Source organism: Pseudoalteromonas sp. SWXJ133, from assembly GCF_015864365.1.
Classification (GTDB): Bacteria; Pseudomonadota; Gammaproteobacteria; order Enterobacterales; family Alteromonadaceae; genus Pseudoalteromonas; species Pseudoalteromonas arctica.
The window spans coordinates 229,814-254,255 of sequence record NZ_JADYXJ010000003.1 but is presented as its reverse complement, the minus strand read 5'-3'; the positions used below and the strand labels follow the sequence as shown (position 1 = coordinate 254,255).

General features: G+C 38.6%; 23 protein-coding genes. 22 read left to right on the top strand and 1 reads right to left on the bottom strand.

Going from position 1 to position 24,442, the window contains the following annotated elements; translation table 11 throughout:
- Positions 1 to 222 precede the first annotated feature (222 nt).
- Complete coding sequence (locus tag I6F40_RS04085) at positions 223 to 1,836, top strand: EAL domain-containing protein (protein ID WP_231609294.1); 1,614 nt, start codon at positions 223 to 225, stop codon at positions 1,834 to 1,836.
- Here the strand turns inward: I6F40_RS04085 and I6F40_RS04080 are convergent.
- A complete protein-coding gene (locus I6F40_RS04080) occupies positions 1,833 to 2,741 on the bottom strand; it encodes a 1-aminocyclopropane-1-carboxylate deaminase/D-cysteine desulfhydrase (protein ID WP_166378454.1) in 909 nt (302 codons plus the stop codon). The genes I6F40_RS04085 and I6F40_RS04080 overlap by 4 nt on opposite strands.
- A 78-nt stretch (positions 2,742 to 2,819) precedes the next feature.
- Here I6F40_RS04080 and I6F40_RS04075 point away from each other — a divergent pair, with 78 nt between their 5' ends.
- The 21 genes from I6F40_RS04075 (at position 2,820) to I6F40_RS03975 (ending at position 24,442) form a co-directional block, all read left to right on the top strand.
- A complete protein-coding gene (locus tag I6F40_RS04075; protein WP_166378452.1) occupies positions 2,820 to 3,743 on the top strand; it encodes an MSHA biogenesis protein MshI in 924 nt (307 codons plus the stop codon).
- Positions 3,740 to 4,339 (top strand): PilN domain-containing protein, encoded by a 600-nt coding sequence (locus I6F40_RS04070; protein WP_225305713.1) that lies wholly within the window; start codon positions 3,740 to 3,742, stop codon positions 4,337 to 4,339. Before I6F40_RS04075 ends, I6F40_RS04070 begins: the two co-directional genes overlap by 4 nt.
- Positions 4,336 to 5,031, top strand: a complete 696-nt coding sequence (locus I6F40_RS04065) for an agglutinin biogenesis protein MshJ (RefSeq protein WP_166378450.1) — start codon at positions 4,336 to 4,338, stop codon at positions 5,029 to 5,031. Before I6F40_RS04070 ends, I6F40_RS04065 begins: the two co-directional genes overlap by 4 nt.
- Positions 5,009 to 5,332, top strand: coding sequence for a DUF2867 domain-containing protein (locus I6F40_RS04060; protein ID WP_166378448.1), 324 nt, complete (start codon positions 5,009 to 5,011; stop codon positions 5,330 to 5,332). The genes I6F40_RS04065 and I6F40_RS04060 overlap by 23 nt, the downstream gene beginning before the upstream one ends.
- Complete coding sequence (gene mshL / locus I6F40_RS04055; protein ID WP_166378462.1) at positions 5,316 to 6,974, top strand: pilus (MSHA type) biogenesis protein MshL; 1,659 nt, start codon at positions 5,316 to 5,318, stop codon at positions 6,972 to 6,974. Before I6F40_RS04060 ends, mshL begins: the two co-directional genes overlap by 17 nt.
- Before the next feature lie 2 nt (positions 6,975 to 6,976).
- The gene (locus tag I6F40_RS04050) at positions 6,977 to 7,879 is read left to right on the top strand and encodes an ExeA family protein (protein WP_007586321.1); all 903 of its coding nucleotides are present in this window, start codon (positions 6,977 to 6,979) and stop codon (positions 7,877 to 7,879) included.
- Positions 7,876 to 9,018: a tetratricopeptide repeat protein gene (locus tag I6F40_RS04045; protein ID WP_166378446.1), complete on the top strand. Its 1,143-nt coding sequence runs from the start codon at positions 7,876 to 7,878 to the stop codon at positions 9,016 to 9,018. The genes I6F40_RS04050 and I6F40_RS04045 overlap by 4 nt, the downstream gene beginning before the upstream one ends.
- A complete protein-coding gene (locus tag I6F40_RS04040; protein ID WP_166378444.1) occupies positions 9,015 to 10,742 on the top strand; it encodes a GspE/PulE family protein in 1,728 nt (575 codons plus the stop codon). The genes I6F40_RS04045 and I6F40_RS04040 overlap by 4 nt, the downstream gene beginning before the upstream one ends.
- Positions 10,729 to 11,949 carry a type II secretion system F family protein gene (locus I6F40_RS04035; RefSeq protein WP_166378442.1) on the top strand — a complete coding sequence of 407 codons (1,221 nt, stop codon included), beginning with the start codon at positions 10,729 to 10,731 and terminating at the stop codon, positions 11,947 to 11,949. Before I6F40_RS04040 ends, I6F40_RS04035 begins: the two co-directional genes overlap by 14 nt.
- Positions 11,950 to 11,953: 4 nt before the next feature.
- Positions 11,954 to 12,538, top strand: a complete 585-nt coding sequence (locus I6F40_RS04030; protein WP_166378440.1) for a pilus assembly FimT family protein — start codon at positions 11,954 to 11,956, stop codon at positions 12,536 to 12,538.
- A gap of 22 nt (positions 12,539 to 12,560) precedes the next feature.
- A complete protein-coding gene (locus I6F40_RS04025) occupies positions 12,561 to 13,121 on the top strand; it encodes a prepilin-type N-terminal cleavage/methylation domain-containing protein (protein ID WP_166378438.1) in 561 nt (186 codons plus the stop codon).
- Positions 13,122 to 13,129: 8 nt separating this feature from the next.
- Complete coding sequence (locus I6F40_RS04020) at positions 13,130 to 13,621, top strand: type II secretion system protein (RefSeq protein ID WP_166378436.1); 492 nt, start codon at positions 13,130 to 13,132, stop codon at positions 13,619 to 13,621.
- Entirely contained in the window at positions 13,608 to 14,159 is a 552-nt protein-coding gene (locus tag I6F40_RS04015; protein WP_166378434.1) for a prepilin-type N-terminal cleavage/methylation domain-containing protein, read from the top strand. The genes I6F40_RS04020 and I6F40_RS04015 overlap by 14 nt, the downstream gene beginning before the upstream one ends.
- Complete coding sequence (locus I6F40_RS04010; RefSeq protein ID WP_166378432.1) at positions 14,159 to 14,998, top strand: type II secretion system protein; 840 nt, start codon at positions 14,159 to 14,161, stop codon at positions 14,996 to 14,998. The genes I6F40_RS04015 and I6F40_RS04010 overlap by 1 nt, the downstream gene beginning before the upstream one ends.
- Positions 14,988 to 15,479 (top strand): agglutinin biogenesis protein MshP, encoded by a 492-nt coding sequence (locus I6F40_RS04005; RefSeq protein ID WP_166378430.1) that lies wholly within the window; start codon positions 14,988 to 14,990, stop codon positions 15,477 to 15,479. Before I6F40_RS04010 ends, I6F40_RS04005 begins: the two co-directional genes overlap by 11 nt.
- Positions 15,476 to 19,216, top strand: a complete 3,741-nt coding sequence (locus I6F40_RS04000) for an H-type lectin domain-containing protein (protein WP_166378428.1) — start codon at positions 15,476 to 15,478, stop codon at positions 19,214 to 19,216. Before I6F40_RS04005 ends, I6F40_RS04000 begins: the two co-directional genes overlap by 4 nt.
- 120 nt (positions 19,217 to 19,336) lie before the next feature.
- On the top strand, positions 19,337 to 21,382 hold the full coding sequence (locus I6F40_RS03995; RefSeq protein WP_166378426.1) for an SUMF1/EgtB/PvdO family nonheme iron enzyme: 2,046 nt from the start codon (positions 19,337 to 19,339) through the stop codon (positions 21,380 to 21,382).
- A 133-nt stretch (positions 21,383 to 21,515) separates the two neighbouring features.
- The gene (locus tag I6F40_RS03990; protein ID WP_007586338.1) at positions 21,516 to 22,559 is read left to right on the top strand and encodes a rod shape-determining protein; all 1,044 of its coding nucleotides are present in this window, start codon (positions 21,516 to 21,518) and stop codon (positions 22,557 to 22,559) included.
- Complete coding sequence (gene mreC, locus I6F40_RS03985; RefSeq protein ID WP_197192527.1) at positions 22,559 to 23,401, top strand: rod shape-determining protein MreC; 843 nt, start codon at positions 22,559 to 22,561, stop codon at positions 23,399 to 23,401. The genes I6F40_RS03990 and mreC overlap by 1 nt, the downstream gene beginning before the upstream one ends.
- Positions 23,394 to 23,873, top strand: a complete 480-nt coding sequence (gene mreD / locus I6F40_RS03980; protein WP_166378424.1) for a rod shape-determining protein MreD — start codon at positions 23,394 to 23,396, stop codon at positions 23,871 to 23,873. Before mreC ends, mreD begins: the two co-directional genes overlap by 8 nt.
- Complete coding sequence (locus I6F40_RS03975) at positions 23,873 to 24,442, top strand: Maf family protein (RefSeq protein ID WP_166378422.1); 570 nt, start codon at positions 23,873 to 23,875, stop codon at positions 24,440 to 24,442. The genes mreD and I6F40_RS03975 overlap by 1 nt, the downstream gene beginning before the upstream one ends.

The window sequence follows — 24,442 nt, the reverse complement described above, 5'->3', positions numbered from 1 at the left end:
TTATAAAATAAAGGGCATAGTTGTTTGTTTTTGTAAGTTCTCGTTTATCAGAGTGTTTTTGTTTAGCGCTATTAATAAACGTTTAAACTTAGTTTACAGCCTTGTACTTCTATAGATATTGAACAACACTTTAGTTAATAATTTAACGAGTGGTAGGCTATGCAAAAGAGTAAAATCTTGCTTTTAAAGTACTTCAAAGGTATCTCTTTTGTCTTATTTTTGATGATACTTATTAGTTTTAATTTGGTTCTAAATGATGCATTACATCAAAAAGTTCATGCTTCTGGGCAGCAGTTTGTTAAACACGTTTACGAGCTGAATTTATCTCCTTCTATAAAAAATGAAGTGTTGGCCTCATTAGCTAAAAGTGAAGGTTTTGTGTTGGAAGTGCCAAAACCAGCAGAGCATTTTAGGCATTTAGTGAATATAGAGCGCGAAGTATTTTCTTACAAAACATTAAGTTTGAGCCTCTATCACTATCCTGTTTGGGTAACACAAAGTTACTTATTTATATTGCTAAACTTGATCATATTAGGCGCCGCTGGCTGGTCTTATCGCTGGTGGGGGCTGTTAAAAGTAAACCGTAAAGTAATGCTTAAAAATACAGTTATACAGCCGACTAAAATTATTCAACATAAGCATAAAAATACTCAACTAATCCAACAGGTAAAAAAATGTGATTTAAGTTCTTTGTATGGGATTAATACAGCATCACATAACTTATTTTTACTTATTGAATGTGATTGTAACTTTGATAAAGAAGCCAGTCTTAGCGTCTTAATCACTAAAAAATTATCCGAAATTAAAAATGTGTCGGTAAAAATACTAAACACTAGTTACTTAGCGGTTACCTTACCAAACGTCTCTATCAGCGAGTTCGATAGCTACGTTGAAAAGCTCCATCAAAATGTGTTTTTAATATGTCAAAATCATCAAAAAAATATGACTCATAGAAACATTAAAATAGGTGCGTGCGACTATCGATTAGGCGCAGATCAAATTGCGGTTTATCAGTTAGCAAAATCAGCACTCGCGTTATCGCAAAACAGCTTAATACAGCACTTTCACCGCTTAGCATTAAATTATTGCCAAGAAAAAGCACTTTCTAGTAAGCAAGTTATCGAAAATATTAAAAAGAATAAATTTATATTATTCTTCCAGCCTTTATTTGAGCTCTCTAGTGGGGAAATTTTAGAACATGAAGCTCTTATCAGAGTTAGGCATAGCCAACTTGGCCTACTAGCTGCTCGTTATTTTATTAATCAGGTTTATAGTAATCAAGATGCTTTAATATTAGATAAAGCAGTAATAACACAAGTCAAAAAGCTAATGCTGAGTGAACCTTCGGGCCAAACAGTTAGTGTAAATCTACACCCTAAAAACTGGTTTAATAATGTATTTTGGGAGTGGCTACCTAGTCAAATAGCAGAGCTTAAATTAAGTGCTAAATTACAATTTGAAATAAGTGAGGCAGAATTTTTTATCCATAGAGAATCGATAACTCATGCACTTAATGTAATTAAAAAAAACCGTTCACAAGTTGTGATTGATAATGTAAAAAGTAGTGAGAAAGTAGCTGTATTAGCTAATTATAACCAAGTATGCGGGCTTAAATTATCATACGAACTAATTCATTTATTAAATGAAAAAACTCAAAATCAAAGGCAAATAAAAAAGATAGTTGAAGCCGCAAACCTTTTAAATTTACCTGTATATGCCGTTGGTGTAGAAACTAAAAAAGAGTTATTTACGCTTGCCAAATTGGGAGTGGTCGGAGCTCAAGGGTTTTACTTTTCCGAGCCACTTCAAGAGTTTACGCAAGCGGTATTTAATTAAATTAACCCTCTATATTTAAGTCCATTCAAGCCCTGAAGCCCGCCAGTATGAACCGCAATAATTTTACTCCCAGATGGGAAATAATCTTGCTCAATAAGTTGCCACAATGCATACATCATTTTTCCGCTGTAAATAGGTTCAAGCGGTAGATTATGTGTGCGACTCATATCTTGGCAAAACTGCCATAACTCAGGTGAAAACTTACCATAGCCACCACCATGAAACTCTGTGAGTAACTGCCAGTTGTTTTGATTATTAGCTTTAGCGCTCAGCTTTTTTATTTCTTCATTTAAATAATTAGCTTGTTTTAATACTGCTACACCAATCACTTGTGTTGTTGAAGCACTGCCTTCTATTAATCCAGCAAGCGTGCCACCACTACCGGTAGGGCACACTAAGTAGTTATGCTCAGGTAAGCTTTGTACTAACTCTTTACACCCTAATAAAGCATGTTCATTTGTACCACCTTCAGGAATAATATAAGCATTTGGAAAGCGCTCTTGCAGAGCATTAAGGTAATCGATGTCGTGGCGTTTTCGATATTCTATACGGTTAACAACATGTAGGTGCATACCGCATTGCTTAGCAAATTGAATAGTTGGGTTGTTGTTATCAAGTTCTGGTCCGCGAATAATTGCATGTGTTTTAATGCTAAATTCTTTTCCTGCTGCTGCGCAGGCGTGAATATGGTTTGAAAACGCACCACCAAAAGTAAGTAATTCTGTTTTATTTATCTTTTGCATATGTGCTAAATTGTATTTTAATTTACGCCATTTGTTACCACTTATTAGTGGATGAAGTAAATCATCACGTTTTACACCTAAATAAATATTTCTCTTTTTTAGAAACGTCGTATCTATTTGTTGTATATGTTTATTTTCATTTATTTTGAATGTTCTATGCATTTTTTATTAGTTTTCAACTTGGCAAAGTAAGTAAAATGTACGACACTTGGTTAATACATCATTAACAATAGTAGCTATATGAAAGAAAAGCTGTTTTCTTGGTTGAATCGTAGTTTGGATCCTAATACAGCTATTGGTGTTGCTGCTTATGCAGATACTGTCAACGCAGTATGTTTAAAAAAACAACGAGACCAATGGATAGTTCACAGCTCACATAGTGTCAACGTATCTGAACAAGCCGATTATACCGCTGCTATTGTTGCTTGCACAAATCAAGTTTCTACAGACATTTGTGCGGTTAATTTAGTTATACCGCATTACTTTTATCAAATAGTGCAAATGGATAAACCAAACCTTAGTGATGAAGAAATCATCCAATCACTCCCTTGGACTACAAAAGATTTAGTTGATATAGCCCCTGAAAATATTGTTGCTGATTTTATCGATTATCCAATAACGCTACCGATGCAAAGCAGCAAAATGAATGTGTTTATTACTAATAAGCTGCAACTACTTCCGTTTATAGACAGTTTTGAACAAACTAAACCTGTTTTGCGTGCAATGACCTCTGAAGAAATGGTTTTAGTTACCTTGTTTGGCTCATACAAAGAGGCGCATATGCTGATTGTGCAACATGCTAATCATGAACCTCGAATCTTAATTATTCGTGATGGGCAATTAGTATTAGCTAGGCGATTAAATGGTTTTTTAGGTATTTCTGATAAAGATCAAAACCAAGAATTGGTAGAAGCGTTAGGATTAGAAATTCAGCGTTCTATGGACTTTTTTGAAAGCCAGCTCAAGCAACCACCAATTCGCAGCATTCAGTTACAGTGCGATGATTTATCTTCATTAACTCTTAGAGCCGGGCTTGCAGAGTTTTTACAAGTAAAAGTTGTAGATTTTGAGCCTAACTTAGAATTAGCGCAGCAATTAGAGCCAAATTTTTATTATGCGCTTGGGGCAGCCTATCAATTAACAGATCCTGAGTCTGTGCTATGAAAACCCGGATTAACTTTTATCAAAAAACCTTACGCGTACGGCGAGACCCAGTTCCTTTGTCTGGAATGATTACGTTGTGGTTAGGTGCGCTATTAATTATTGCAATCACGTGGGCTTTTTACAGTTATAAAACATATTCTAGTGAGCTTGATCTAGAACAAAATAGGCAATACCTCAAACAAGGAAAAGCTCAGTTAGAAGTTGTAAAACAGCAGTTAGCAGAGAAGCAAAATAAAACACTCTTTATTAATGAGCTAAAAACACTTCAGCAAGAGGTTTTGCACAAGCAGCAAATATTTAGCTATTTAGAGCAAAGTTCAGATCAGTCTGCAACCGATTACGCACAGGTAATGCACGATTTAGCTAAGTATCATGAACCTAATATTTGGCTGACCCACATTAAGTTTGTAGGGCAAAGTGTGACACTTCAAGGTCAAACATCGCAATCAAAATTCTTACCAATTTGGTTTGATAATTTAAAACAGTCGCCATTTTTTATTGATAAAGAGTTTTCAGTTTTAGAGTTATCTACGCAAGCAGGTGTGAGTGAATTTAATGTAGCGACAGACCTTAGTGATGAAGGCGATAAACCATGAGCCAAACAACAAGTAGCCAGAATAATAAAAATAAAGGTTGGCCATTATGGGTCAAATACCAAGCTCAGTTTGCATCGCTGCAAAAACGTGAGAAGTATTCCACCTTATTTGTTGGTTTATTCATGGTGATTTACCTTGGCCTGTGGTTTGTTATTTTTCCACAGCAAGATGAAGTTGCCAACATACGTTCAAAGCACAATACAACGCTGCAAGAGTTACAGCAGATAAATGCGCAACTCTCCATGTTAAACCAAGCACTAAACTACGACTACACTAAGGTTTTACGCGGTCAAATTGCACAAACCAGAGATGAATTAGCCGAAATAAATAATCAACTTAATAGTTTTAGCCAAGGCTTTGTAGCTGCTAAAAATGTACCTGCCGTTTTAAAAGATTTGCTCGTAGATAGTAGCGACGTAAAAGTGAGTAGCTTTAATGTAAAACCAGCACGGGCTATCGATGTAGAAAAACTAGGTAAACATGATACGAAAACATTATTTTTTGAGCATCAGATGGTAGTTACTTTGCAAGGTAGCTACTTTAGCTTACAAAAATATTTAGCCGCATTAAAGAATAATCAAGATAAGTTATTAATACAAGAGTTTAGTTATCAGGTACTAGAGTACCCTCAGGCTGAATTAACTTTACAAATTGCTACAGTGAGCGCTAATGAAAAATTTATCGCGTTATAGTATTTGTACTTTGGCTTTTTACATTATTGCGCCGAGTGCGCTTGCGCAACTTCGCGATCCGACTCAGCCAAATATGTTCGTGGGTAACAATAATCCAGTTAAGCAAAGTACAAAATTTAAATTGCAATCTATTATTAAAAACAGTACAGCATTTAAGGCTATTATTTCAGGCCATATTTATCGAGTTGGTGATGCTGTAGATGATTTTCGGGTGCTAAGCATTAACGCAAAACAGGTTGTGTTAGCAAATGATGATAAACAAATAAAATTAGAATTATATGACTATGAAATTAAAAAATAATTTATCTCATCCGTGGCTTGTTCTTCTATTGTTACCTACATTTTTAACCGCGTGCCATAGCTTTAAACCAGGTAAAGAGGTTAAAACTCATATAGAGCAAGAGTTATCTGAAAGACCTACAGAGCCTAAAGTAATTGCACCTTTACAAATGCCAAGCGAACTTACACAAAGCTTATTGTCATCTATAAATAATGAGCAAACTATAAGTGATGATTTATCTATCAAGCGTTTTGATGTCGCTGCAAATGATGTTGAAATAGGCGCTTTTTTTGCAGGCTTAACAGACGATACCCCTTTTAGTGTTGCTGTGCATCCTGAGGTAAATGGCACAATTAATTTAAATCTTAAAAGCGTTACGTTTAATGAAGTCATTAATGTTATTAAGCGTATGTATCCTTTAGATATTGTTAATGAAGGACGAATTGTACAAGTACTACCAGCCAAAATGCGCACAGAAACAATACCTGTAAATTATTTAATGATGCAACGCCATGGTCAGTCTACAGTGAGTGTTGTTGCTGGTGGGGTGAGTCAATTTGCACAAAGTGGCAGTGGTTCGAGTGGTTCAAGTTCAGGTAGTAGTAACCAGCAAAATAGTGAGTTTGGCGGCGATAATCAAAGCTTAGATTTAAACGGTTCTCGAATCCAAACAATTAATAAAAACGATTTTTGGAAGGAATTAGAAGTTGCCCTTAAGTCTTTAATTGGCGCAAACGATGGGCGCTATGTTGTTGCAAGCCCACAAGCTAGTTTGGTAACCGTAAATGCATTACCAAGCGAAATTAGTCAGCTAAAAGAGTTTTTACGTCAAAGCCAAGAAAACCTGCAACGCCAAGTTATTCTAGAAGCAAAAATAATAGAAGTAACCTTAAAAGATGAGTACCAACAAGGGGTCAACTGGGAGCGCATAGCCAGTGGTTTAGAAGGCGGTATTTCGTTTGCTACAACAGCGGGTTCTACAATTAGTAATAGCATTTCGGCTGCCATTGGCGGAGCGTCATCGCTGACAATTCAAAAAGGTGACTTTAACGGGGTTATTAATTTGCTAGAAACCCAAGGTGATGTGCAAATGTTATCTAACCCTCGTGTTACGGCTACAAACAACCAAAAAGCAGTTATAAAAGTAGGACAAGACGAATATTTTGTTACTAATGTATCAAGTACGACGGTAACGGGTACTGCTACAACTACCTCGCCTGAGATTGATTTAACGCCGTTCTTTTCTGGTATTGCGCTTGATGTAACGCCGCAAATTGACAAGTACGGCTCAGTCATTTTGCATGTTCACCCTTCAGTAACTGAAACAGAAGAGCAGCTAAAAGTAATTACTTTAGATGACCAACGTTTTGAGTTACCTCTAGCGCAAAGCAACATTCGAGAATCAGATACCGTTATTCGCGCTCAAAGTGGCGAAATAGTGGTTATTGGTGGTTTGATGCAAACGTCAACACAGGATGAAGAATCAAAAACACCCGTGCTGGGTGATATCCCCATATTTGGCAACTTATTCAAAAGTATTCGTAAACGCCAAGAGAAAAAAGAACTGATTATTTTAATCAAACCAACTGTTGTTATGCCAGATACTTGGAAAAAACAACAAGGTGAAAGCCGTCAGCTTTTAAAAACATGGTATGAAAACTAACCATGTATTTAAGCTTTTTCAATTTAAGTGAAATGCCTTTCACGTTAACCCCTAACACACAATTTTTTTGTGCACTTGAACCGCACCACGAAGCGATGCAAGTGCTAACAACAGCCATTGAAATGGGTGAGGGGTTTATTAAAGTTACCGGTGAAGTTGGCACAGGTAAAACGTTGCTTTGTAGAAAGCTATTAAACCAACTTGAGCCAGATTACATTGTGGCTTATTTGCCTAATTCCTATTTAAGCCCAGAAGAGCTTAGATGGGCGATTGCAATTGAACTGGGTATGGATGTAGATAAAGCATTGGACCAACAAGCATTAGGGCAGCTTATAAATCATCACCTACTCGACTTACAAGAAGATAATGAGCGTGTAGTGCTTTTGATAGATGAGGCGCAATGCTTGAGTTGGGAGACTCTAGAAGCGTTGAGATTATTTACAAACTTAGAAACAGAAAGCGAAAAACTAATTCAAGTTGTGTTATTTGGGCAACCTGAACTTGATGAAAAACTGGCAAATAATAAAGTAAGGCAGTTACGCCAACGTATCAGTTTTTCGTATAAGTTACGGGCGATGACTGGCGCTGAGGTTGTTTATTATATTAATCACCGTTTACAAGTTGCAGGATTTAATAGGCCTCCTTTATTTAATAATAGTATGGGGCTTAAGATTGCCAGAGCAAGCCGTGGAATTCCTAGATTAGTTAATATTTTATGCCACAAAGCACTATTACAAGCTTACGGTGAAGGGTTAAATACAATAACAAATCGCCATATTCAGCTTGCCATAAAAGATACCGAAGACTGCGCAAAATATCGAACCGGTCAATATTGGAGCTACAGCGCGTTAATGTTTAGTGTTTTAGCTATTGCTGCCATATGGGTATGGAGGCAGTGGTTATGAGCGTTATAAATAATATGCTTAAAAATATTGAGCAACGTGAAGCTAAACAAGTGAATATTCAAGAAGGTATAAGCGTAAAGCCAATATATGATGTAAAAAACATTGTATTTAAAGCCGCAATTTTACTTATTATGCTAGGTGTTATTTTTTTAGCATACCTGTATTTACCGACCGCCGACGAAAAAGAAACTCAACGTGAGTCTGTTTTACCACAGCAAAAAATGATCGCGGTTTTGAGCTCTAATTTATCTGATTCTCAAGATGAAAAAAGCACTGTAGAGCCTTTAGTTGAGCAAGAAGTTGTGAAGAAGGTTGTGCAAGTTGAGCAAATAAAGCCAGAAGTGAATGATTTAGCTGAATCCAAGTTGAGTGAAGCAACATTACTGGTTTCTCAACCAACGGCTGAGCCAGTTGTAATTGCTGAGGTTAAACAAAGGCCTGCACTAGCTAAAGATAATGTGTTGGTGGCTAGCGAAGTTATTGTCAGCAAGCCAAAAATTACTTCAGTGACTAAAACTAAGCCACAAAATACTATGATCAAAAGTGCAGCAGAAACTAAGTCACCACAGGCTTTATTAGTCGAGCAATTAGCAGCAGCTAAACAGGCAATACAGTTTGGCTTATACAACGAAGCCATTAGTGATTTAAACATTATTTTAGCGCAATCGCCTTTACATGTTGAAGCTCGAAACTTACTGGCTGCAACTTACTTTAAACAACAAGATATAAATTCGGCGCAACAGGTTTTGCAAGCGGGTATTCGCCAAAATCCTACCGTACTTGAATGGCGTGTAATGCTAAGCAAAATACTCATTATGCAACAACAGTATGAAGGAGTATTACTGCTTTTAAGTGATGAATTTGAATCCCAAGCAAATCTTGATTTTTGGGTGCTGCAAGGTACTGCTGCGCAAAGTGCGAGTAAGCACCATAAAGCACTTGAAAGCTTTAAACATCTTACACAGCTCCAGCCTAGCCAAGCTAAGTGGTGGCTTGCACTTGCAACCTCAAAAGATGCACTGGGAGAGTACCTCGATGCTAAACAGCTTTATAAAGTGGCTCTAGATTTAGGTGGATTAAATACAGCTATGACCCAACATGCATTACAGCGTTTAGTTGCACTAAAGGAGGCCGTATGAGACCTAGTTTAAAAATGCGCTTGGGAGATTTACTTGTTCATGAACACATGATCACCGAAGCGCAACTAAGTGAAGCATTAAATGTTCAAGCGGCGACTGGTCGTAAATTAGGTTCGACACTTATTACCCTTGAGTTTATTAGTGAACCACAATTATTACGCTTTTTAGCGCAGCAATTACAGGTACCTTTTTTAGATATATCACAGCGAAAAATCTCACACGATGTATCTAAGCTTTTATCTGAGGTATATGCGCGTCGTTACAGAGCATTAGTAATCGAAGACAATGGTGACTCTGTTTTGCTCGGGATGAGCGATCCTGCTGATTTAAGGAGCCTTGATCAACTTGCGACTATGCTTGCACCTAAAAGAATCGATTTAGCTGTTGTTCAAGAAAGCCAAATCATGGCTGCATTTGACAACGTATATCGTCGTACAGATGAAATTACCAACTTTGCAGCACAACTGCATGAAGAATATCAAGACGTAGAAGAGTTTGATTTAAACTCTTTAGGTGATGAGACATCCGATGCAACCGTTGTAAAGTTACTGCAATCAATATTTGAGGATGCTGTGCAAGTTCGCGCATCTGATATTCACATTGAGCCAGATGAAGGTTTGCTTCGCATTCGTCAACGTGTAGATGGAATATTACAAGAGCACACTCTTAACCAAGTAAAAATAGCATCGGCACTAGTGCTACGTTTAAAGCTTATGTCAGGATTAGATATATCTGAAAAACGCCTTCCTCAAGATGGTCGCTTTAATATAAAAGTGCGCAGCCATAGTATTGATGTGCGCCTATCTACCATGCCGGTTCAGCATGGTGAATCAGTTGTAATGCGTTTGCTTGATCAATCTGCAGGATTATTATCGTTAGATGAAACAGGCATGCCGGCACACATATTAAAACGTGTACGCAGCATTATAAAACGTCCACATGGCATGGTTTTAGTTACTGGTCCAACAGGCTCGGGTAAAACAACCACACTTTATGGTGCATTAAGTGAGTTAAACCAACAAGAAAGTAAAATTATTACAGTAGAGGATCCCGTTGAGTATCGTATTGGTCGTATTAACCAGGTACAAATAAATAATAAAATAGGGCTAAGTTTTGCCAGTATTTTACGGACCGCTCTAAGGCAAGATCCTGACATTATAATGGTTGGCGAAATGCGTGACCAAGAAACCGTAGATATTGGATTAAGGGCCGCTTTAACAGGCCACCTAGTACTATCAACGTTACATACCAATGATGCAATTACCAGCGCTATGCGCTTAATCGACATGGGTGCACCGGCTTACTTAGTCGCAAGTTCACTGCGAGCGATTATTGCTCAGCGATTAGTAAGGCGAGTATGTAATGACTGTAGAGTACCGTACTTGCCAGATCGCCAAGAAATAAGTTGGTTAAAATATTTAGGCGAAGAGATTACAGATGCTCAATTTTCTAAGGGGCAAGGTTGCACAGCATGTAATCACACTGGTTATAAAGGGCGTGTAGGTATTTTTGAGTTGCTCGAAATGGATGATGCGATGATGGATGCATTGCGCGCTAACGATACACAAGGCTTTGCAAAGGCTGCTAAAAATAGTGCTAACTTTTCACCACTCTCGGCTATGGCATTAAATTACGCTAAGAAAGGTATTACCTCTTTAGATGAAGTATTTAAAGTGGCTGAATATATCCCAGAAATAGTAGGGGATATTGATGCAACTATATAACTATAAAGCGAAAGACAGCAAAGGTGTATTGGTAAAAGGCCAATTAGAAGCGAGTAACCAAGCTGGCGTAGCTGATAGTTTAATGAAGCGTCAATTTATACCAATATCAATTTCTTTAGTTGAAACAAAAAATAATATTAAAATTTTCGATAATTTATTTGTCGAAAAAATAACGCTAGACGACATGATTATGTTTTCTAGGCAAATGTATTCGCTATTAAAAGCAGGTATTCCAATTATAAGAGCAATGATTGGATTGGCAGATACAACACAAAATAAAGAATTTAAAAATGTGTTGATGGAAGTAACTAGGCAGCTTGAACAAGGCCGTGACTTATCCAGTGCAATGGCGATACATAACGAAGTATTTAGCCGTTTAACCGTGTCAATGGTTATGGTCGGTGAAGGTTCTGGTCGATTAGAGGATGCATTTTACCAACTCGCTATTTATTTTGAAAAAGAGCAAGAAACCCGCAAACGAATAAAAGCAGCAATGCGCTACCCCACTTTTGTTATTTTGGCTCTTGTAGCAGCAATGGTTATTTTGAATATTTTTGTAATACCTACCTTTGCGAGCATGTTTGCCAAGTTTGATGCCGAATTGCCGTTAATGACACAAATATTAATTGGCACTAGCAGTTTTTTTGTTAACTACTGGTGGTTATTGTTGGTTATGGGTATAGGTTCTGTATTCGCTTGGAAGCGCTATTTAAATACAGATGCTGGGCGCTTTAAGTGGGATCAATATAAATTAAAAATTCCATTTATTGGCGATATTTTAAAACGGACATTGCTTGCACGTTACAGCCAAAGTTTGGCTATGGTATTACGCTCTGGTGTGCCTATGACCACTGGATTATCGCTAACAGCGCATGCCGTAGATAATAGCTATATGGAAAAAGCGATTATTACTATGCGCCAAGATATAGAAAAAGGCGATAGTTTACTCAGAGCGTCGAAAAGTTCTGAGCTGTTTTCTCAGCTTGTATTGCAAATGGTAGCGGTGGGAGAGGAAACAGGTCGGGTTGATGAGCTATTACAAGAGGCTGCTGATTATTATGAGCGTGAAGTTGATTACGACTTACGAAGCTTAACTGCAAAAATAGAACCTATTTTAACTGTGTTTGTTGCCATTATGGTGCTGATTTTAGCGTTGGGTATTTTTATGCCGATGTGGAACATGATGTCAGCGATTAAAGGTAATTAACCAAGTGATTGCATCAAAGGCTTACTCAAAAGGTTTCTCATTATTTGAGTTAGTTATTGTTGTGATTTTACTGGCAGTAATTTTGAGCTTTGCTATACCTCAATATATAGGTATTAAAAATCAAGCGCATAATGCGAGCGTTGATGCGATTGCAGGTAGTTTCTCATCAGCTGTTGGCATGGTTAGAGGTCAATGGGAATTAGAAGGAAGACCGAATAGTAGGTCAAATAAAACATTTGTTAATTATGGAGGAGTAATAGTTGGTGTTGATGGATCGTTAGGTACACCAACGAGTGACGAAACAGAAAAAAAAGATACTCGTGTAGAAGCTATAAATGCTAATAAATGCCGCCAAGTATTAAATGTAATTTTGCAAGATGCACCAAGAAGTACCTTAAGTAGTGAAATATCGATAATAAAAAGTGTAAGTTTTTTAGTTAGGTACAATGCAGAAAGTACGCAATGCGTCTACTATTTAACTCATACCATTGATATTAAAAGTATACCTACCAATACGGGTAAAATATCAGGTTTAACAGGTTTTTCATACTTTGCTAAAACAGGCAAAGTAAAAATATTTAAAAATTAAGTAATTAAAAAGAGGCTTACTTATGAAAACGCAATCGTTAAAAAGTTTACCAATGAATAAACAAGCAGGTTTTACGCTTGTTGAATTGATCATCGTAATTGTTATTTTAGGCATTTTAGCTGTTACCGCAGCACCTCGTTTTTTAAACCTGCAAGGTGATGCAAATGCTTCAACACTTGAAGGCTTACAAGGCTCTATTCGCAGCGGTATGAATATTGTGAATGGCAAATCTATTATTGCTAGCAATCACAAAAAAGTATCTGAATCTGTAACAGTAGATACTGGTGCACCAGTTCCTACGGTATATGGTTATCCAGCAGCAACAGAGGCTGCCTTTGAAGCCTTTTTAGATGTCGACTTTGCTGATGGTACTGCTGATGTAGATGGTACTCCTGATACAGTGGATTCAAAAGACTTTAATATAGATACTGCTACAGCAAATAAAGCTATTATTTTTCCTAATAGTTATCTTGTAGGGGACGATTGCCGTATTGAATATACGGCAGCTACAAATTCGGGTGATGCTACAAGCTCTGTTGTTGTAGTGCCACCAGTAATAACACTTGTTACTACGGGTTGTTAATTACATAAATGATCAGCAGTAGTAAGCAACGATTGCGTGGCTTCACACTCATTGAGTTAATTATTACTCTAGTGATATTGGGAATACTGTCGGTAACGGCAGCTCCCAAGTTTCTGGGCAGCTCAACAGAAGATGCATACTCATATCGAGATCGTACTTTAACTGTACTGAGAACAGTGCAGTTACGTGCAATGCAAAATACAGCAATTACAAGTTGCCATACCCTTTATATAACCTCCACACTTATTGCCCCCCCCACACCCGATACATGTATCGGTGGAGCTGATGCAAATAACACCGAGCATTTAGTGGTGCAAATAGACACGCAAAGAAGTGATATAACATTTAGCGCTTTAGATAGTAACGCGAATATATTTACCCAAATTAGTTTTGATCCTTTAGGTAAATCAAATCAAACCTGTACTACGCAATGTCGAATAGATGTTGGGTTAGCTGGCGTATGCATAAGTGGTGAAGGGCTTATCTATGCATGCCCTTAAAGTAAAAGGTTTTACCTTAATTGAGCTTATTATTGGCATAGTCATGTTTGCGATTGCATTGAGCATTATTACCGCGCTCATTGCCCCGCAAGCAAAAAAAAGTGCAGAGCCAATTATTGCTTTAAGAGCCTCTGAATTTGGTCAATCATTAATGAACGAAATTCAGAGTAAATCGTTTGATGAGCATAGCGATAGAAGCGCTCCTTTTAGACGTTGCGGCGAAATAAGCTTAGGTGCAGAACCTTGTACCGCAGAAGGCGATTTAGGCGCCGATGACTTAGCTGCCGGCCTAGAAACCCGAACCAGTTATAACGATGTAGATGACTATATTGCATTGTCTAACCAGCCTATTACAAATAGTTTAGGTGAGGTATTAGGCCAATACAGTGACTTTAATTTAGTTATTACCGTTGAGTACGATAGCGACTTTAACGAATTGACCATCAACGATGGCACAACCTTTAAGCGTATTACTATTGAAGTAATATCACCCTTAGGCGAAGTTTACGGATTTAGTGCATATAAAGGGAATTACTAATGCAAAGAGCTAAATACCAAAATGCATTTACCCTTATAGAACTATTACTTGTAATGGTTATTATTGGTATTTTAGCTGTAAGTGCATTTTCATTTATTGGTGCTGGGGTCAGTATTTATTCGCAAGGGGTTGAACGTCAAGAAGCCGTAGCCCAGGCCCGCTTTTTAATAACGCGACTTAGTAAAGAGCTTCGCCACGCTACGCCAAATTCATTAAGGCTCTCTTGCGATAACAGTACTAGCGGAGCGTGTAGTGCGCAGCAGTGCTTAGAATTTACGCCATTTTTATCGGCCACGCACTATACAAATTACCTACCTACCGCAGCGCCTTTTAATGTTAGCGCTGTTGATTTTGAACTTAATAATTTAATTGAGCCGCAAGCTGGAGATTGGGCAACTATTTACCCATTAAGCAGTGCTGATATATATGATGAAAATAATAATAAGCGCTTAAAAGTGTCTGCATTTAATAGCTCAGCGAGCGAAATTGATGAGTGGCAATTTAGTAAAGCATTTACCCAAGAGTCGCCAAGTAAACGCCTTTATTTACTTTCAGAGCCTGTAAGTTTTTGCGTTGAAGGGCAGTATTTATATAGATATACCAATTACGGTTTTACTATTAATCAATTAGATGCTGTGAGCTTACAAATAAGCAGTGGTGTTAAACGTGATTTATTAGGTATTTACATTGCTAACAATTTAGCGAGCGATTTATTTTTTACTCTTGATTCACTTTCTCTACAAAGAAACGCTGTGCTTAATGTGAATGCGCAAATGCAATTTAACGATACTGAAGTAATGAACTTTAACCATGAGGTACATATTCCTAATGTACCTTAAAAAAAATCCTCACGGAAAAGCCTTACCCAGCAAGCAAAAAGGGAACTTAATAATTATTTCTTTGGTTATTATTGTTGCTTTATTAGCATTGGGATTAGCATTAGTTAAAGTGCTTTCTGGCGCATCACAACAAAATACGATTGAGTATTATGGGGCTCGCGCTTTTATGGCAGCACAAAGTGGATTAGAAAGCGGCTTAACTGAGTTGTTTCCGCTAAGCAGTGCGGTGCAAAGTTGTACTGAGGTGACTAAAAATATTACATTTCAAGCATCTTATTTAGACTCTTGTAATGTAAAGATAAGTTGTGGTCAATATATAGGCTTACCCGATAGCAGTACAGCCAATGGGCTCGTGAATATTTATTACTTACAAAGCAGTGCAACGTGCGCCGCAATTGATTGCCCAGCAGGAAATGATTGCAGAAAAGACTATTGGGAAACACAAAGAACACTCAGTGTGGAGGCTAAAACTTTACCATGATGAAAAATGCATTGGTCATTATATTTTTTAGCTGCGTGCTACTTTGTAATTACGCAAATGCAGTGCCTCCAAAAATCGAGGGCCGTTATATAGAACTGCAAGATACATATACATCGCCTGTTTGGACAAAAGTAAATTTTCAACAGCAATATATAACGCCTCCTGCTGTCTTTATGCTCTCAACAAACCAAGGCGGAAACCCTGCAATAATAAGAATACGTAATATAACTACAACTAGCTTTGAGGCCTTACCACTTGAACCCTCAGGAGAAGATGGTGGACATATTAGTATGGGGGCGCACTATTTAGCTGTTGAGTATGGTGTGCATCAATTTCCTGACGGCACAATTATGGAGGTAGGCAGTACAGACTTATTACTCGAATTACAGTATGGCTCTAAGTCTGGCTTTGCTCCACTGACACCTAAAGGCTATAAGTCTTTAACATTTGCTGAACCGTTTACTCAAAGGCCAAACTTTTTCCATTCGTTACAAACACTCAATAGCATAGACAGCAACCCACCTTCTGAGGCATTAATTCCGTTTTTAACAGTTGCAGTAGAAAGTAATTCTCTATCTGCCAGCGGCGTTAATATTGCTTTAGAAGCATCTGAAACAGCACTTGGGCTTATAAAAACCGAAACTGTTGCCTATATGGCTGTGGAGCCCGGAAGTAACCGCACATTTTCTGACGATAATGGCGTTGAGGTATCATGGGAAACTTTTTTCACAGGCTTTGAAGTTGACGGCTGGAGCAATGGCTGTAATTACTTTAGTTTTACTAATAACTTTAGTGTGGCTCCGTTAGTTGTAGCAAGTAAAAACTCACGCCAAGAAGATGATGGCGGGTGGCTACGCAGCTGTAACCTAAGGACCGACAGGTTAGGGCTTGTTGTTGACGAAGATCGTGATGGCGATAACGAGCGCCGTCACGTAAACGAGGAAGCATCAATACTCGCCATGACCAGTACCTTTGTATTTAATGGTGATATTTTAGATTGTGATACGTTATTCCCGGGCGCTATTTCTACTTATAACAATGGTGAAGTGCAGCTGGTGCAGGGAGTAGAAATAACCGATGGTAATGCGCAGTTTGTCACCACCACAAGTTTAATTTCTACAGCGCTGACAAGCCCTCCTTTGTGTAATGGTCAGGCGTGTGTTGCTGGTGGTTATAACTCTTTAGAACCTAATCAAGCGGCGCAGGTGCCAACGGTTACAAATGATGGTAGCTCAACAGGGCCCGTACCTACGTCTTTAGCTGGCGACTATTATTACGATGAGTTGCAGTTAAGTATGCTGGAAACAGAGTACAGAGTAACAGCACCTACACGTATTTTTTTAAAAGACACAACCTCACTTTTATCAACTTCATTTTTGAATATAGGTAAAACAAATATAGTAGTAGAAACTGGTGCGTACTTAGCTATTTATGTCGATGGTGCGGTTGCTATTGCAGCCGATGCAAATATTGCGGGCTATATTGTTGCCACTGGCGAGGTAAGAATCGCTCAAAATGTAACGTATCAGGGCTCAATTACATCGGGTACACAAATAATTACCGAAGGGAGCTCAACGTTTGACGCTCTACCAGTACCCGAAAGTATCCCTGGTTTTTGTGGTATTTATACACCAGAAACACTGGATCATTATCGTTTAACAATAAGCGATAACAAAGGTCTAACGTGTGAAGCTAAAGAAATGACACTAACAGCCTGCGCTAATGATGCCTGCGATTTATTATTTGCTGAGCCGTCTAGTTTAAACCTTTCTCCAGATAATAGTGGTCAGCAAAGTTGGGTTACGGGGGAGAATATTAATTTTACAGGATCAGCGGTTGTCGAATTTGCTAAACGCACCACAGGCAGTGTTACATTTGGATATAACACTGCTGATCCTTCTGCACCTCTTCGTTGTTATATCGGTGGTAATAATGTTGGTTTGAGTGGCTGTAAAGTTACGTTTTCTGATGCTGGATTTATTTTTAATAATGATACAGATGGAAATACTACAATTCCTACGCAGCTATCAGCAAAACCCTCAAATACCGGCTTTAATGCAAAAGCGCTATCTATTCAAGCGGTAAAAACCAATACCACTACGGGCGTATGCGAAGCTGCATTTCCCGCTGGTGGCGATGTAAGCTTAGATTTATCGTATACATGCAGTGCTGGTGCAAGTTGCTCTGATACGGTTTCACTTAGTAACAACAATAATACCTTTGCGGTCGAGCAAGCAGCTAAATCGTTCACGCTAAACTTTGATAGTGAGTCTAAAGCCCCGATTGTTATAAATTATCCCGATGCAGGAAAGTTGAGTTTAAATGTAAAAACCAACTTAATTTTAGATCCAATTACTAACCTGTCAGTAAATCTAACAGGTAGTTCAAATGAATATGTTGTAAAGCCATTTGGATTAGCAATGGCAGTGGCAAGTGATGGTTATGCAGCAGACGCTGATGGAAGTTTATTTAGATTAACAGGCGAAGCATTCGATTTAAAGATGAATGCGGTGCAGTGGCTAACAGGGCAAGACACTAACAACGATGGTTTCCCAGACAACTACAGCAATATTACGAATAACACCATTGCTAAGCATTTTATTACAGAGCAACCGCTTGTAGAGCCATTGCTAAAAGCGCCTACGCTAGGCATTCAAGGTACGCTTGAAGCTATGAGTACATCACCTTTTAGTGATACAGGTAGTTTGAGTGAATCTATATCGCAATATAATTACGACCAAGTTGGCATAATTGACTTAACAGCAGGCCTTCAAGATGCCGATTACTTTGGGGCGGGAGATGTAAAAGGTGAGCTATACAACGTTGGCCGTTTTGCACCTTCGCAGTTTCAAATATTAGGTGTGCAAGCCGCGGCGCAATGCACACGCTATGGCAGTAATTTAACTTATCTTGGTCAACCTTTTGAACTTGGCTTTACAGTACAAGCACAAAATCAAAATGGTGATCTAATGGCTAATTATAAAGAGGGCTTTGATAAATCAAGTGTAGAGGTTAATGCCGAAAACAACGAAGCAAGCAATTATGTACCCTCAACTAACTTTGCTAGTCGCTTGGTCAACCTAGGAAATAATAACTGGGGAGATATAAGTGACGGCCAGTGGCAAATGAGCCAACTCAACACGACACTCGAAAGATTAGGTGTAGGGCAACCTGACGGGCCATTTTCCATGGTCAGTTTGATGGCAACGCTTTCTGATATAGAAGGGGCAACATTTGTTGATGCAAACGATAAACCAAACACACAAGCAGCATGTTCGGGTGGTTGTAATAGCGTAAGACTAAATGACTTACCAATAGAGTTTAGGTTTGGACGTTTAGTACTTGGTAATAACGCAGGCTCCGATCTCGACCCTTTACTTATTCCTATGCAGGCTCAGTATTACAACGGCAGTGGATTTGTAAATAACGCTGAAGATAACTGTAGTGTGTTTGATTATATCCAAATCACTCAAATATCACCTAGCAGCCCACAATTAACCTATAAATATGGGACTGGTGTATCTGGCCAGCTAGAAGCGGGAGTGTATCCGGCAGATAACGGTATTTATGCACAGCCAAATGGTTTGGGTGAATTTACCTTAGAATATAATACTTATGGTTGGTTAAAGTGGGATTGGCAAGGCGATGGAACACAGCTTGATCCTCGTACTATATTACGATTTGGCCGCTTTAGAGGAAATGATCGGGTTATTTACTGGCGTGAAACACGTGAATAGTTGTAAACTAAGATAATAATTGAACAAAGCTTGTGTTTTGTGCTGCAAGTACATAGCATAAGGCTTTAATTATAAAAAATAATAACGACCAAATAATTGCCGCTTTTGGGACTGGAATATATGCGAATTACTCCTTTATCTCTGTTAATTTCAGCTAGTTTGTTAGCTAGTAGTGCATTTGCACAAGACACAGCTACAGTGACTGGAATTGACTCAGAGATTAGTGTTAAACAAACAGAATACGATAACTCGACAAAAATACTTGAAAAACATCTTAAAGAAGAAAGTCAGTTACAAAATCAATTAGACTTACTTCGTTCTCGTTCTACAGAGCTAGATAAAGAAAAAAACCAAGCGCTCGATGCCATGAACGAAATGTACCGTCGTTTAATTGATGATCCCACTATTAATATTAGTGCCGCTCAATCACGTTATCAAAAAGCGGTGATTGATCATAAGCAAAATAAAGATGATATCTCTATGCAGTTGGCGGCAATTGCATCCCACCGTAAAGACATAGAACAAATTCGTGTTGCTAAACATGCGCTTTTAAATACTTTAGAAAGTTTAAAAGAGCAGTTAACGACAGCCCGCGTAGAGCGTTTACGTAACGAGTTTACACGTGAAGGTACGCTTGAGGTTAACCACACTATTAACTGTAAGCGAACAGAAACGCTAGCAGCGTGTGAGCAACGCGGTCAGCAAATGGGTCTACAAAAAGCAACTAAACGCTTTGTTGATCAAATTTTTGCAAATCTAACAGAAGAGCGAATTGTTGAGCCAAAACGTAATTTGGCGGGCGCTCAAGTACAAATATTAAGTAGCCATGTAGTTAACAGTGCATTTAGCGGACAAGGTAATTACAACGTTAATTTAAGCGTAACTATGCGCGGCGAAGTTAATAGTAGCCGTTTATGTAGCTTATTAAATATAGACAATCGTTATTGTTCTGAGTACGGCACGCCACTTACGGCTGCTTATCAACCAGCGTATAATAATACATTTACTGATAGTCAGTTAACATTCAGTAATACCAAGGATAATGCTAATACCGTATCAGTTTCGCGTTTAAACGACCAGCCAGGTAGTTATTCGATTAATACAACACCGGTAAAAAGAGATTACTCTGATACGAACAACAACACACAAGATCAAGCTGTAGAGTTAACATTACGCTCTAATGTTTACGATGATGAAGTATTTATTGATGGTGTTAGCTTTGGTTCTACACGCTTAGTAACGAGTTTACCGCGTGGTGTTCACAACGTTGAAGTACGTAAATTAGGCTATAAATCTTACCAAGTTCGTGTTGATTTGAATAAAGCGCAAACTATTCATGCAAACTTAGTAAAAAAGCCTGAGTCGATTGCTGTACCGACCTACACCCGAGAGCAACCAGAAGTAACAACACGTCAGGTTAGTGAAAACGTCAATGTTTTAAATGCAAACGTTGAAACACCTGTCGTGGTTATTCCTGCAGGAAAGTTTAAAATGGGCGATATTAACGGCAATGGTCTAGCTAATGAACGCCCAGTAATTGAAAAAGTAATAGCAAACTCTTTTGCTATGCAAAGCAAGGAAGTAACTGTAGGTGCTTACGAAAAGTTTGTAGCAAATACAGGTTATAAAACGCAAGCAGAGAAAAATAAAGGGTGTGCGTATTATTTAAATGGCGAACCAGTATGGGAAGCAGATTTAAATTGGCGTAATCCTGGTTTTGAGCAAAGTAGTGATTTTCCGGCTGTGTGTTTAACTCACAATGACGCAAAAGCTTACGCTGAGTGGTTATCGGGTCAAACGGGGCAGCAATTTCGTTTACCTAATGAAGTTGAGTGGGAATACGCAGCTCGCGCAGGAACCGAAACAGAATACCCTTGGGGTAACGAAATAGGTAAAAACCTAGCTAACTGTGGTTGGTGTGGTAGTGAATGGTCAAACAGACGCGCCTCACCAGTGGGTTCTTTTTCTCCAAATGCATTTGGATTATACGATACCGTAGGTAATGTATGGGAATGGACAGATAAAGAATCAGGTGAGTCAGATGTAGCTGTAAGAGGCGGAGCGTGGAACTTTGCACCAAGCCTTGCTCGTGCATCTACGCGTTTAATATTAGCGCCTGATTTTAGATCTAACTACATTGGTTTTCGCTTAGTTCGCGAACGATAAAACTCAATTAAGGAAGCTTAGCTTCCTTTTTCATAAATTCACAAAGGCGCTGCGCTTTATATTGCTCATATAGTTGAGCATGTTAAAGTGAGGCAGCTAATATAAGAACGTATTTCAAAGGTCATCCAGCCTCATGTTTAAAAAACTCCGTGGTATTTTTTCTAACGATCTATCGATCGACTTGGGTACAGCCAATACCCTAATTTATGTAAAAGACGAAGGCATTGTATTAAATGAACCTTCTGTTGTTGCTATCCGCCAAGAGCGTGCTGGTGGACCTAAAAGTGTTGCATCTGTAGGTACAGAAGCAAAGCTTATGTTAGGTCGTACACCGGGTAATATAAAAGCGATTCGTCCAATGAAAGACGGTGTTATTGCTGACTTTTTTGTAACAGAAAAAATGTTACAACACTTCATCAAACAAGTGCACAACAATAACTTTATGCGCCCAAGTCCACGTGTACTAATTTGTGTACCGTGTGGTGCTACTCAAGTAGAAAAACGTGCAATACGTGAATCTGCAATGGGTGCAGGTGCTCGTGAAGTTTACTTAATTGAAGAACCAATGGCAGCAGCCATTGGGGCAGGCTTACCAGTGTCAGAAGCAACCGGTTCTATGGTTGTTGATATTGGTGGTGGTACAACTGAAGTTGCTATTATTTCACTTAACGGTGTTGTTTACTCATCATCTGTCCGTATTGGTGGCGATAAGTTTGACGAAGCTATTATTAATTATGTGCGTCGTAACTTTGGTAGTTTAATCGGTGAAGCGACAGCTGAAAATATTAAGCATCAAATTGGTTCTGCGTTTAAAACTGATGAGCCAATCGAAATTGAAGTACGTGGCCGTAACCTTGCAGAAGGTGTCCCGCGTTCGTTCACCCTTAATTCTCACGAAATCCTAGAAGCTCTACAAGAGCCATTGATGGGTATTGTGAGTGCAGTAATGGTTGCTCTTGAGCAATCACCACCAGAGCTGGCATCAGATATTTCTGCGCACGGCATGGTACTTACTGGCGGTGGCGCATTGTTAAAAGATTTAGACCGTTTATTAATGGAAGAAACGGGTATTCCGGTTGTTGTTGCTGATGATCCACTTACATGTGTTGCACGTGGTGGTGGTAAGGCACTTGAAATGATCGATGTTCATGGTGGTGACGTTTTTAGTTACGACTAATGAAATTAATGTTTGGACGCACAGTCTCTTTGCAACTGCGACTTTTTGTCGCAGTGCTTTTGAGTATCGTACTCATTGTTGGAGACAGATATACGCAAGGTGGTACCGTTGTTCGTACCAGCCTTAATACTTTAGTTAGCCCACTAATTTATGTTGCTAATTTACCCTACGAATTATTTAGCTTAAGTGCTAAAAGCCTGCATACGCGGGAGCAACTTCTTACTGAAAACGAAGCGCTGAAAAAAAAGCAAATGCTACAAAGCGAGCAACTTCAGCAGTATCAATTTCTAGCCAGAGAAAACCAAAAACTACGCGCCTTATTAGGCTCATCTGCAAAGCAATCAAATCGTAAAATTATTGCTCAAGTACTTTCTGTGCATTCAAACCCGTATAGCCATCAAGTTGTTATAAATCGTGGTACTACAGACGGGCTTAGTGAAGGCCAAGCTGTAATTGATGAAATGGGTGTAGTAGGACAGCTTACAAAAGTTGGTTCAATGACTTCACGTGTATTACTAATGACCGACACTACGCATGCCACACCTGTTCGTATACTTCGTAACGATGTGCGAACAGTTGTAGAAGGCATTGGTAAAATTAACGTAGTTAAGCTCTCGCACGTCCCACATAGCTTAGATGTACGAATTGGTGATGTACTCGTTACATCAGGATTAGGTGGCACATTCCCTGAGGGATATCCGGTAGCAGTAGTAACTGAAATAAACCGTGATGAAGGTCGCCCGTTCGCACAAGTTTTTGCAGAACCTATTGCGCAATTAGATCGCATACGTTTACTTGTTATTTTATGGCGTAATCAGCAGGAGCAAATCAGCGATGATTAACCGTTATTCATTGTTAATTGCGCTAAGCATTTTTTTTGCGTTAATAATGGCATTAATGCCGCTCCCTTTTTCGTTTGAACCATTTAGACCTGACTGGGTTTTACTTGTACTTATGTATTGGTCGTTGGCAGTACCGCATCGTTTAAATATTGGTACTGCTTGGGTTGTTGGTTTATTAATAGATTTAGCATCTGGCTCGCCGCTGGGTGTGAATTCACTTACATTTTCTGTATGTATATTTGTCACTGCGAGCAACTTTCAAAAAATTCGTAACTTTTCACTTTGGCAACAAAGCTTATTAATTGGTTTGTTTTTAACGCTATATCATTTAATGCAGTTTTGGCTAAATCACTTTTTGTTAGGGGTTTACTTTAATCCACAGTATTTATGGCCAGTAGCAACCGGAATGATTAGTTGGTTTTGGGTATTTTTACTACTTCGCAAATATCGCAGACATTTTAGGATCAGGTAATGACTACCGCAGTATATTTGGCATCAGCCTCTCCCCGTCGTAAAGAGTTATTAAGCCAACTAGGTGTCGAATTTACACAATTTAGTGTTGATGCAGATGAAAGCCCACTTCCAAACGAGCAACCTAGAGCACTTGTAGATCGTTTAGCGCGCTTGAAAGCCCAAAGCGGTGTAGAGCTTGGGTATACTGATCGCCCTGTACTTGGTAGTGATACCGTGGTTGTCATCGATAACGAGTCATTGGGTAAACCTCGCGATAAAAATGATTTTATACACACATTAAAACGCCTATCAGGTAACACACATCAAGTACTTACCGCAGTTGCATTTGCGACGCAAAATGATGTGCTTAGCTGTGTTGTAAGCACAGATGTCACCTTTAAAACTTTAACTGATGAAGAAATTAATGCTTATTGGGAGTCAGGTGAGCCACAAGATAAAGCCGGTGGCTACGGTATCCAAGGTTTAGGTGGTCGCTTTGTAACTCACATTGCGGGTAGCTATTTTTCTGTTGTAGGCTTACCTTTATATGAAACCGAACAATTATTAAAAACATTCTTAAGAAGGTAA